The 11,372-nt window shown below is 66.9% G+C and carries 9 protein-coding genes; 1 reads left to right on the top strand and 8 read right to left on the bottom strand.

All coding sequences use genetic code 11. From position 1 onward, the window contains the following. Positions 1-12: 12 nt before the first annotated feature. The 7 genes from AB5K84_RS16435 to AB5K84_RS16405 all read right to left on the bottom strand — a co-directional run bounded on the left by AB5K84_RS16435 (position 13) and on the right by AB5K84_RS16405 (position 9,063). Complete coding sequence (locus AB5K84_RS16435; RefSeq protein WP_011088629.1) at positions 13-666, bottom strand: response regulator transcription factor; 654 nt, start codon at positions 664-666, stop codon at positions 13-15. Continuing rightward, positions 663-4,214 (bottom strand): hybrid sensor histidine kinase/response regulator, encoded by a 3,552-nt coding sequence (locus AB5K84_RS16430; protein WP_171463851.1) that lies wholly within the window; start codon positions 4,212-4,214, stop codon positions 663-665. Before AB5K84_RS16430 ends, AB5K84_RS16435 begins: the two co-directional genes overlap by 4 nt. Before the next feature lie 147 nt (positions 4,215-4,361). Then, positions 4,362-5,852: a monocarboxylate uptake permease MctP gene (gene mctP / locus AB5K84_RS16425; protein ID WP_028173244.1), complete on the bottom strand. Its 1,491-nt coding sequence runs from the start codon at positions 5,850-5,852 to the stop codon at positions 4,362-4,364. After that, positions 5,842-6,018 carry a DUF3311 domain-containing protein gene (locus tag AB5K84_RS16420; RefSeq protein WP_028173432.1) on the bottom strand — a complete coding sequence of 59 codons (177 nt, stop codon included), beginning with the start codon at positions 6,016-6,018 and terminating at the stop codon, positions 5,842-5,844. Before AB5K84_RS16420 ends, mctP begins: the two co-directional genes overlap by 11 nt. Positions 6,019-6,243: 225 nt before the next feature. Next, on the bottom strand, positions 6,244-7,122 hold the full coding sequence (locus AB5K84_RS16415; protein ID WP_110116650.1) for an MlaD family protein: 879 nt from the start codon (positions 7,120-7,122) through the stop codon (positions 6,244-6,246). A gap of 19 nt (positions 7,123-7,141) precedes the next feature. After that, complete coding sequence (locus AB5K84_RS16410; protein ID WP_028173242.1) at positions 7,142-7,924, bottom strand: ABC transporter ATP-binding protein; 783 nt, start codon at positions 7,922-7,924, stop codon at positions 7,142-7,144. A gap of 2 nt (positions 7,925-7,926) precedes the next feature. Beyond that, on the bottom strand, positions 7,927-9,063 hold the full coding sequence (locus AB5K84_RS16405; RefSeq protein WP_110116651.1) for an MlaE family ABC transporter permease: 1,137 nt from the start codon (positions 9,061-9,063) through the stop codon (positions 7,927-7,929). 134 nt (positions 9,064-9,197) lie between these two features. Between AB5K84_RS16405 and dgcA the strand changes: the two genes are divergently transcribed. Continuing rightward, the gene (dgcA, locus tag AB5K84_RS16400; protein WP_011088636.1) at positions 9,198-10,193 is read left to right on the top strand and encodes an N-acetyl-D-Glu racemase DgcA; all 996 of its coding nucleotides are present in this window, start codon (positions 9,198-9,200) and stop codon (positions 10,191-10,193) included. Here the strand turns inward: dgcA and AB5K84_RS16395 are convergent. Further along, positions 10,163-11,359, bottom strand: coding sequence for an MFS transporter (locus tag AB5K84_RS16395; protein WP_110116652.1), 1,197 nt, complete (start codon positions 11,357-11,359; stop codon positions 10,163-10,165). The two genes, dgcA and AB5K84_RS16395, sit on opposite strands and share 31 nt — an antisense overlap. Between the last annotated feature and the right edge of the window lie 13 nt (positions 11,360-11,372).

The raw sequence follows: 11,372 nt of genomic DNA, 5'->3' as shown, positions 1-11,372 counted from the left end.
GATGTCCTGGGCTCAATTGCCGCCGGGCTGGCCGAACGACAGCCGCTCGGCCAGGACGGCGGCCTGCGTGCGTGAGCCGACGCCGAGCTTGCGCAGGATGGTCGAGACATGGCCCTTCACCGTCTGCTCGGCAATGTCGAGCTCGCCCGCGATCTGCTTGTTGAGCTTGCCCTCGACGATCATCGCGAGAATGCGGAGCTGCTGCGCCGACAGCGTGGCCATGCGCGCGGCCAGCTCGACATCGGCGCTCTGGATCGAGCCCCGTCCCCCGACATTGGGCGGCATCCAGATTTCACCGGCGAGGATTTTTGTGATCGCGTCGGCCATCTCCGGCAGGCTGAGCGATTTCGGGATATAGCCGGACGCGCCGTAGGCAATAGCGCGGCGGATCGTGGCGGCATCCTGCCGCGCCGAGATGATCGCGACCGGCACCGTCGGGAACTGCGCCGACAAGATGAACAGCGCGGCAAATCCCTGAATGCCCGGCATCGTCAGGTCCCACAGGATCAGGTCGATCTCGTCGGACTGGGATGACAGCACGCTCAGCGCCTCGTCGAGCGACTGGCAGGCGACGATGTCGAGATCGGGCAGCACGGTCGAAAGCGCGCTGCGCAAAGCGGCCTGTACCAGCGGGTGATCGTCACCGATGAGGATGCGCATGGTCACGCCGGGGAAGTCCTCTGTTTCGCTCCGAACTGCCGGCTCAGGGCTTCGCCGCCGAGGAAGCGCCGCAGCGCCGCCGGTTTGACCGGCTTCGACAGGATCGCGCAGCCGCGTGCCCCCGCCTCCTTGCGCACCGCCTCACTGCGATCGGCGGTGACGACCAGCGCGCGGACGTCGCGACCCGACTTCTGCCTGAGATCATCGAGAAAGTCCAAGCCGCTGCGGCCGCCATCGAGGTGATAATCGAGCAGCACGATATCCGGCGGACTGGCCGCGGCAGCGAGCATCGCTCCGTCAGCGTCCGCAGCGACCAGCACATGGTGCCCCCATCCGCCGAGCAGTGCCGTCAGGCCATCGAGAATGGTCACATCATTGTCGAGGCACAGGATCGTCATCGCGCGCTCGGCGGCCGCGGGCGCCGGGCTTGCCGGCTTGCGCTGAAGCGATGTCCCCGCGCCGCGCGCCAGCGGCACCGTGACGGCAAAGCCGGAACCGCGTCCCGGCCGCGATCGGACGTCGACGGCATGGCCCAGCAGCCGGGAGACACGATCCACGATCGCAAGGCCGAGGCCCAGGCCCTTCTCCGGTCCGGGCGCGAGACGCTGAAACTCCTCGAAGATCCGCTTCTGATCCTCCGCCGCGATCCCGACGCCGGTGTCCCACACTTCGATGCGCAGGTCGCCGCCGCGCCGCCGGCAGCCGAGCAGGATACGGCCCTTGGGCGTGTAGCGCAGCGCGTTCGACAGCAGGTTCTGGAGGATCCGCCGCAACAGATGCGGGTCGCTGCGCACCGCGAGCCCGCAATCGACGACGCGCAGGACAAGCCCGCGCTCCCGCGCCATCGCCGAGAACTCCACCTTCAGCTGCACGAGCAGATCCGCGATCGGGAATTCGAACGGCTCGGCACGAACGGCGCCGGCATCATAGGAGGAGATGTCGAGCAGCCTGTCGAGCACATGTTCGGTCGAACGTAGCGCCGTGATCGCGCTGCTCGCCAGGTTGCGCTCCTTGTCGACTCCGCCCGATGACGCGGAGATGTGCAGACTCTCGTCGAGCGCGGACAGGAACAACCGCGCCGCGTTCAGCGGTTGCAGCAGATCGTGGCTGGCCGCCGCCAGGAAGCGGGTCTTGCCGAGATTGGCCTGCTCGGCCTCCGCCTTGGCCCGCTCGAGCGCCTCGGTCCGCTCACGGACACGCAGCTCGAGATCCTCGTTGGCCCGCCGCAGGGCTTCCGCCGCGCGGTGACGCTCGGTTACGTCGGTATAGGTCGAGACGTAGCCGCCCTCCGCGATGCGATCGTAGACGATCTCGAGCACGGTGCCATCCGGCCGCTTGCGCTCGTACAGATAGGGCCAGCTCTGCGTGGCGACGTCACGATTGACCAGGAGTGCGGCGAATTCGGATGCGGCATATTCGCCGCGCTCGACGTTGAAGGCGATCAGGTCCGCCAGCGGGAGGCCGACACGCACGAAGTCCGGAGGCAGGTCCAACAGCGCGATGAAGCGGCCGTTCCAGGCCGTGATGTTGAAATCGGCATCGAACGCGCAGATGCCCTGCGGTACGCTTTCGAGCGTGCTCTGCAAAAGCGTGCGGTTGAAGCGCAACGCCTCGGAGGCCTCGTCCAGCATCGCCATCGCCTCCCGCCGCGACAGCGAGTGCCCTTCCAGCGAAGCTGCGATCACCACGCGCGCCGACGCCGCGCCGATTGCGCCGGCGAGAAGGTTCTCCGTGAATCGGATCGAGTCGAGATCGACGAGACCCGATGGGTCGAGACGCGGCCCGGTACCGGTCGTGCGGGAGGCGAGATAGCCGTCGAAAGCCGCCGAGCCCCGCTCCACGCCGACAAAACGCAGCGTCAGCGCGCGGAGATCGTCGAGGCGAACCACCACGCGCGAGGACAGCTTCGGGACCATCTCGCGGACGACGCCGTCGGCGAATGCGGCGGCCTGGTTGCGCTCGACGGTCGACTGCCGTCCGAGCGTCGAGAATGCCAGAAAACAGACGAGGTTGGCCGCAAGGCTCCACAGCGTCGCATGCGAGATCGGATCGAGCCCGTCGATACCGAACAGCGCGTTTGGCTTGAGCCAGGCGAGCTGCCATGGGCCCAGGCGAACGATCTCTCCGACCGCGGGCCAGAGCGGCGCGGCCGAGGGAAGCAGCAGCGTATAGGCCCAGATGCAGAATCCGGCCGCGATCCCGACCGACGCGCCGACCTTGTTGGCGCGCGGCCAGTACAAGCCACCGACGAATGCCGGTCCGAACTGTGCGACGGCGACGAACGACAACAGACCGATCACGGTCAACGGATAGGCCTGGTTGACCAGGCGGTGCGTCAGATAGGCGAGCAGCAGGATGCCGAGGATCGAGAGCCGGCGCACCGCCACCAGCACGGAGGTCATCGGCCGGCTCTGCGCACGCAGGCCGAAGAACCGCGAGCGCAGCAGCAGCGGCATGATGACATCGTTGCAGAGCATGGTGCTGAGCGCGACGGATGTCATGATCACCATGCCGGTGGCGGCCGACAGACCGCCCAGGAAGGCGATCAGGCTGACGGTGCTCGCGTCCGCCGCGATCGGCAGCGAGATGACGTAGGTGTCGGGGTCCATCATGGCGCCGAACCTGGTCAGCCCCGCCGCAGCGATCGGCAGGATCAGCAGGCTGAACAGCGCAAGATAGGCCGGATAGAGCCACGCCGCGGTGCGCGTATGCGCCGGCGCCTCGTTCTCGACCACGGCCACGTGAAATGCCTGCGGCAGGCACAGGAAGGCGATAGCCGAGATGATGATCGTCGAAGGCCAGACCGGCTGCATCGGGTCGAAGCTCAGGATTCCCGTCAGTTGCGGATCCGATTGAAACTGCGACAGCAGGGCGCCCGGCCCGCCGGACAGCCCGAACAGCACGAACAGCGCGACAATCAGGAACGCGATCAGCTTGACGACGCTCTCGAACGCGATCGCGAGCATCAGCCCGCGATGATGCTCGCTGGCGTGGACATGCCGGACGCCGAACACGATCGCGAACAGCGCCATCGAGGCGGCGACGCCGAATGCGGAGTCCTGCCAGAACCGCAGCGCCTCGCCGCCCGCCCGCTCCGGCTGGAGGATCAGATAATCGAAGCTCTTGCCGACGGCCTTGAGCTGAAGCGCGATATAGGGAAGCACGCCAAGCAGCGATGCGAGCGTCACGAAGGCCGCGAGTACCTGGCTCTTGCCGTAGCGCGCGGCGATGAAGTCCGAAACGGAGGTGACGTTCTGCGCCTTCGCGATCGCGATGACCTTGGACAGGAGCGTCTGGCCGAACAACAGCACCAGGGTCGGGCCGATGTAGATCGTGGCGAAGTCCAGTCCGCTGGTGGCGGCACGCCCGACCGATCCGTAGAAGCTCCAGGAGGTGTTGTAGACCGCAAGCGTCAGGCAATAGCTGATCGCGGCCGCCCAGGAATTTGGCGAGACCAGCGGCCCACCTGCGCTCCGCCGATCGCCCCACCAGGCCACCAGGAACAGCGTGGTCACATAGCCGGCAGCGACCGCAAGAACGAACCACGCCTGCAAGACATCCTCACCCGAGACCATCCGATCCGCCCCCGACGAGCGGCCGGAGCGCCGGGGCGGATACTAGAGCGTTTTCAATCGCATGGAAGGCTATTCATGCCGGAGGGATTGGCGGCCGGAGATCTCCGGCCGCCGGTGAGGCCAACCTCAGGCTGCCTCGCGGGACAGCCGCTCCTGCGGCATGCGCTTGAGCACCAGGTTGACCACGACGGCAACCACGATGTTGAGGGCGAGCGCCAACAGACCGGTGTAGATCGCAACCGGGCCAGCCCCGAGGTCAATGCCGTGCAGCGGCTTCAACCCGTCCGACCAGGCCAGCCACGATCCGCCTGCGAGGCCGACGGCCCAGCCGGCCAGGAGCGCGGTGCTCGAGAACCAGTTCAGATAGAGGCCGAACACCAGCGCCGGCAGCGTCTGGAGGATCCAGAGCCCCCCGAGCAGCTGCAGGTCGAGCGCGAACTGCGTCGGCATCAGCAGGATGGCGAGCAGCGCGCCGACCTTCACCAGCATGGAAGTGATCTTGGCGACCTTCGCCTCGCCCGACGGCGTCACCTTCGGATCGATCCACACCTTCCAGAAGTTGCGGGTGAACAGGTTGGCCGCGCCGATGCTCATCACGGCCGCCGGCACCAGCGCGCCGATGGCGATGGCGGCGAAGGCAAAGCCCGCGAACCAGCTCGGAAACAGCGTCTTGAACAGCGCGGGCACGACGTCGTTGTTGCTCGCGAGCTTCAGTCCCGCCGCATGTCCCATGTAACCCAGCAGCGCAAGCAGGCCGAGCAGCAGCGTATAGGCCGGAAGCAGCATCGCATTCTTGCGAATGGTGTTGCCGCCGGACGAGGCAAAGATGCCGGTCAGCGTGTGCGGGTACATGAAGGCGGCGAGCGCCGAGCCGAGCGCCAGCGAGGCGTAGGGCACGACCTGTGCCGGTGACAGCAGGATGCCGCCCGAGCCCTTGGCGGCGAATGCCGCATCCGCCGCGGTGAAGATCGCGCCGTAGCCGCCGAGCTTCGACGGCACGATCGCGATCGCGGCGATCACCACGATGTAGATCATGATGTCCTTGACGAAGGCGATCAGCGCCGGCGCGCGCAGGCCCGACGAATAGGTGTAGAGCGCCAGCACCAGGAAGGCGAGGACGAGCGGCACCTCGCCGCTCAGCCCCAGCGCCTTGATCGCCACCTCCATGCCGATGAGCTGGAGTGCGATGTAAGGCATCGTCGCAAGCACGCCCGTCGCCGCAACGGCGAGCTCGAGCCCACGCGAGCCGTAAGCACCGCGAACCACGTCGCCTGCGGTGACGTAGCCGCGCTCCTTGGCGACCTTCCACAACACCGGCATCACCGCGAATACGAAGGGATAGACGATGATGGTGTAGGGAAGCGCGAAAAAGCCGTAGGCGCCGACCGCATAGACCAGAGCCGGAACGGCGATCACCGTGTAGGCGGTGTAGAAGTCGCCGCCGACCAGGAACCAGGTGATCCAGGTCCCGAACTTGCGGCCGCCGAGGCCCCACTCGTCGAGATGGGCGAGCGTCTCTGGCTTGCGCCAGCGCGCTGCGACGAAGCCCATGCCGGTGACGAGGACGAACAGTGCGAGGAAAACGGCGAACGCCGCGCTATCGACATTAGTCAGCACGACGCACGCTCCTGTAGACGATGTAGGTGAGCAGCGAGGTCAGCGGCACCCAGGCGAGCTGGTACCAGTAGAAGAACGGGAAGCCGAGCAGCTGGGGCTCCCGGATATTGTAGAACGGCACGATCATCAGGCCGACGAACGGCAACAACAGCAATAGGCGTACCACGCGCTCTCCTCCCCTGTGAGTGAAACGACGCGCGTCCTTGGCGCGCGACTTGAGCGCGATATAGCTGACATCGCCGCCGGCCCCGCCCCCTACCTTGGCTCGGCCAGACCCCCATACTTTCGTATCGTCACCGGACTCTCGCCGTCCTGAGCAGCGCGCACGCCGCGGTCATCGCGCGACGCCGATGCGTGTCGCGCGTGAGACGAATGATGGACGGAGGGACCGCTACTGCCGCTTGCGCTCGCTCGCCGCCGGCTTCGGCGGCTCGGCTGGCGGCGGGGCGGCTGCCGGCGCGCTGTTGCTGGCGCCGAACAGCACGCGGGTCGGGTTGCGGTCGAAATTGTTCACGGCGCGGCTGATGTCGCCGAGGGTGCGGCGGCCGTCCGAGATCAGCAATCCGGAGCGCTTGTCGAAATCGTCGGCGAGTTCGCGGATCGACTTCACCGCCTGGAACAGCTCGCCGCCGTCCTTGCCGCCGGCGAGCGTGTTGAGGCCGAGCATGAGGCTGTCGGCCTTGAGCATCACGCCGTCGACCTTGGCCATCACGCCGTCGATCTTCTCGGAGTTGCGCGCGAGCGAGTTGGTGAATGTCTCGAGGTTCTTCAGCGAGTTCTTCACCGATTCCTGATTGTCGGCGACGATCTTGTTGATGTTCTGGAGCGTGCCGCGGATCGCCTCGGTGACGTCCTGGAGCTTGTTGGGATCGGCCGTCAGCGTCGGGATGCCGTCCTCGTCGAGCGGCGGCGGGGGCGCTGCCTCCTCGCCGCCCTTGAGCGAGATTGCGGCGACGCCCGTCAGGCCCTGGAATTCGAGGCCGACCAGGGTGTCCTTGCGGATCGGGGCGTTGTTCTCGACCATGGCGAGTGCGACAACCCGCCGCGGGTTATCGAGCTTCACCGAGACCACTTCACCCACCCGGATACCGTTGAAATTGACACTGCCGCCGTTGCGCAGGCCCGCCGCCGGGCCTTCGAACACCACGCGCAGGGGACTGCGCTGCTTGGTGGTGTGCAGCGACTGGAACCACAGCACGAAGCCGATCGCCGCGGCAATCACTGCCAGCGTGAACGATCCGATCAATACGTAATTCGCCCGCGTTTCCATCAGGTACTCCGGCTACCACTCAGCCCATGACCGCGCGGGCGCGCTTGCCATGGAAATATTGCCTCAGCCAGGGATGCTGCGAGGCCTGCATGTCGGCGATCGACCCTGCCGCAATGATCTTACCGTTCCCTAAAACGGCGATGCGGTCGCAAGCGGTGTAAAGGCTGTCGAGGTCGTGCGTTACCATGAAAACGGTCAGGCCCAAAGTGCGCTGGAGCGTCCTGACCAGCTCGTCGAAGTCGCCGGCGCCGATCGGGTCGAGGCCCGAGGTCGGCTCGTCGAGGAAAACGAGGTCCGGATCGAGCGAAAGCGCGCGTGCGAGCGCCACACGCTTGATCATGCCGCCCGAGAGCTCCGACGGGAAACGCTCGGCGACCTCGGGCTTCAGGCCCACCATGGTCAGCTTGGCCATGGTGATCTCGTCCATCAGCCGCTGCGAGACGCGCAAGTATTCGCGCATCGGGAACTGGATGTTCTGCCGCACGGTCAGCGAGGAGAACAGCGCGCCCTGCTGGAACAGCACGCCCCAGCGCCGCTCGACGTTGCGGCGCTGCGAGGTGTTGGAGGAATCGAGGTCGACGCCGAATACCTCGATGGAGCCTGCGACCTTCGGCACGAGGCCGATGATGGTGCGCGTCAGCACCGACTTGCCCGCGCCCGATGGGCCGACGAAGCCGAGGATCTCACCGCGCTTGACGTCGAGGTTGAGGCCGTCGAGCACGCGCGTCGCGCCGAACTGCACGGTGATGTCGCGGACGCGGATGATGGGATTTTGGATCCCGTTTTGAGTTTCCTGGGCCATCGTCACATCCCGATCGAGGCGAAGAAGATGGCGAACACGCCGTCCATGACGATGACGAAGAAGATGCCCTTCACCACCGACGCGGTGGTGTGCTGTCCCAGCGATTCCGCGCTGCCCTGCACGGCGAGCCCTTCGACGCAGGCGACGATGCCGATCACGGCGGCCATGACCGGCGCCTTGACGATGCCGACGATGAAATGGTCGATCGAGATGGCATCGCGCAGCCGAAGCAGGAAGGCTTCGGGATCGACGCCGCCATAGAGCCAGGCGACGAGCCCGCCACCATAGAGCGCGGCCATGGCGCCGAGGAAGGCGAGGATCGGCAGCGCCAGCACCAGGGCCAGCATGCGCGGCAGCACCAGCACCTCGATCGGGTCGAAGCCCATGGTGCGCAGCGCGTCGATCTCCTCGCGCATCTTCATCGAGCCGAGCTCGGCGGTGTAGGCGCTGCCCGAGCGGCCCGCGACCATGATGGCGACCAGGAGCACGCCGATCTCGCGCAGCACCAGCACGCCGAGCATGTCGACGACGAAGATGTCGGCGCCGAACCTGCGGAAATGGAAGATGCCCTGCTGGGCGATGATGCAGCCGATCAGGAAGGTGATCAGCACGATGATCGGCACCGCGCGCCAGCAGACCTGCTCCATGTGGTGCACGGTCGAGGTCAGGCGGAACGAGCGCGGATGGATCAGCACGCGGCCGCCCGCCGCGAGCACCGCGCCGAGCATGTCGATCAGGCCCGCAACCGTTCCGGCGACACCGGCCACGGCCCGACCGATCTGCTCCAACATGCCGGTGATGGTGATCGTGCCGGCGTCGACCACCGGCGTCGCCCTCACCCGCCGGACCTCGTCGACGAGGCTCGAATAATTGGCCGAGAGACCCGCGATCTGCGCCTCGACGGTGCTGCCCTGGGTCAGGCTGCGGCGCAGCCGCTCGATCAGCCACGCACCGAAGGTGTCGAGCTTGGCGACCTCGGAGACGTCGATGAAGATGCTCTGGGGGCTGCCGGCCAACTTCTCGGCATCCGCCACCATCCGCTCCAGGACCGGCGCGAAGCTCGCGGTCCAGGTTCCGGTGGCGCAGAGTGCCAGCGCATTGCCCTTCGCAATCCGTTCCAGCTTCGGATCGCTGCTCAAGATGTCCGCTCCCGTGCCGGGGCGGAGGAAATCAGATAGTTGCGCACGCGCCCTTACCCGGAGAAGGTATCCCCAACTGGTTAATGTTAGTTGCTAGAGGTAACTAGCAGGTTCAGATTTCGCCAGAGTTCAAAATGACTTCCAGCAAAGTTCCGGCACTTCGGGCGCGAATCGAGCGCTTTCCCATCGCCGGCAGTTTCACCATCAGCCGGGGTGCCAAGACCGAGGCCGTGACCGTTGTGGCCGAAGTGAGCCAGAACGGCCTCACCGGCCGCGGCGAATGCGTGCCCTATCCCCGCTATGGCGAGACCCCCGAGGCAACCCTGGCCGCCGTCCAGGCCATGCAGGCAGCCGTGGCAGGCGGTATCACCCGGCAGGCGCTGCAAGCCGCCATGCCGCCGGGCGCCGCCCGCAACGCGCTGGATTGCGCCCTGATCGACCTCGAGGCCAAGGCGGCGGGCCTGCGGGCCTGGAGCCTGCTGGACCGCCCGATCCCGGGCGAGCGTACCACCGCCTACACGATCTCGCTGGGCACCCCTGAAGCCATGGCCGCGGCAACCGCGAAAGCGGCGCACCGGCCGCTGCTCAAGATCAAGCTCGGCGGCGACGGCGACGACGCCCGCATCGCAGCGGTGCGCAAGGCCGCCCCAGAGTCCGAGCTGATCGTGGATGCCAACGAGTCCTGGACCGAGGCCAATCTGGAGCACAATCTCGCCGCCTGCGACGCCGTCGGCGTCACCCTGGTCGAGCAGCCGCTGCCGGCCGGGAAGGACGACGCGCTGGCGCGGATCAGGCGGCCGCTCGTGGTCTGCGCCGACGAGAGCGTGCACGACCGCAGCTCCCTCGCTCCCCTGCGCGAGCGCTACGACGCCGTGAACATCAAGCTCGACAAGACCGGCGGCCTCACCGAGGCGCTTGCGATGGCGGATGCGGCGCAGTCGCTCGGCTTCGAGATCATGATCGGCTGCATGGTCGCAACCTCGCTGTCGATGGCCCCCGCGATGCTGGTGACGCCGCAGGCGCGCTTCGTCGATCTCGACGGCCCGCTGCTGCTGGCGCGCGACCGCGATCACGGCCTGCGCTATGACGACAGCCTGGTCTATCCGCCCTCCCCCTCGCTGTGGGGATGAGCCTTGAGCCGGTGCCGCGCCGACCAGATGACAAGCGCGCCGGCCGCGGCCATCGCCGCCATCACGTAATACAGGCCCTCGCCGATGCGGGCGTAGATCGCGCCTGACGCGATCGAGGTCGTCGCGCCCAGCAGCCCGTTGCAGGCGGCGTAGTAGCCCTGCCCCCGCGCGATCTGATGCGACGGCACGCGCTGCACCAAGAGATTCATGGTGCCGACCATGGTCAGGCCGAAGGAGAGGCCGTGGCCGAGCTGCACGATCGCGAGCAGCGGCAGCGACGGCTCGCTGGCGGTGACGATCCAGCGCACCACGGCGCTCAGTCCCCCGATCACCATCAGCGAGGACGGATGCAGCGAGAAGCGCGGCGACAGCGCGAACACGACGATCTCGGCGATCACACCCAGCGTCCACAGCCCCGCGATCGTCAGCCCGCCGTAACCATGGAGCTGCCAGGTGATGGCCGAGAACGTGTAGAAGGCGATATGGCTGCTCTGGATCAGCGCCGCCGAGGCGATCACGGCCCAGAAGCCGGCATCGTGCAGCAGCGCCTTGCCGGCATGCGTCTCCGTCGTCCTCCGCCTGAGATCGTCGAGCGGCTGAAGCCGCAGGCTGGCGAGAACCGCAACGAGGGCCCACGCGACGATCACCCAGATCAGGTCGCGCGCCGCGATGCTGTCGACGAGATAGCCGCAGGCGAGCGAGCCGGCGGCGAACGCCGCCGAGCCCCACAACCGCAAGGGTCCGTAATCGAGTCCGTAACGGGCGACACCGCGCAGCGCATAGGCGTCGGTCAGCGGCATCGTCGGCGTCCACATCATGCAGGTCAGCGCGTAGATCAGGAACAGCGCCAGCGGCTGCTGCTGCAGGCCGACGGCCGCAAATCCGATCGCGGTCGCCAGCACCGACACCATGATGCCGGCGCGAATGGCATGTCGCTTTTCGGCGAAGGCCGCGACCTGCGGCAGCGTGGTGAAGCGCGTGATCGCCGGCAGCGCGTTGATGAGGCCGATCCAGGCCGCGTCGATACCGATCGCCTTCAGCCAAACCGGGAAGAAGGGCATATGCGTGCCCAGGACCGCGAAGAAGGCCGAGTAGAACAGGGCAAGGCTCACGGCGAATCGCCGCTTCACGGCGGCTTGCGTGGGGATTTGTGATTCGCCTGCCATCAAACCAATTGCG

Origin of the sequence: Bradyrhizobium sp. 1200_D9_N1_1 (assembly GCF_052075915.1) — a bacterium.
GTDB classification, from domain to species: domain Bacteria; phylum Pseudomonadota; class Alphaproteobacteria; order Rhizobiales; family Xanthobacteraceae; genus Bradyrhizobium; species Bradyrhizobium diazoefficiens.
Note: the sequence above shows the minus strand (reverse complement) of the source record. Positions and strands in the feature narration are given on the sequence as shown.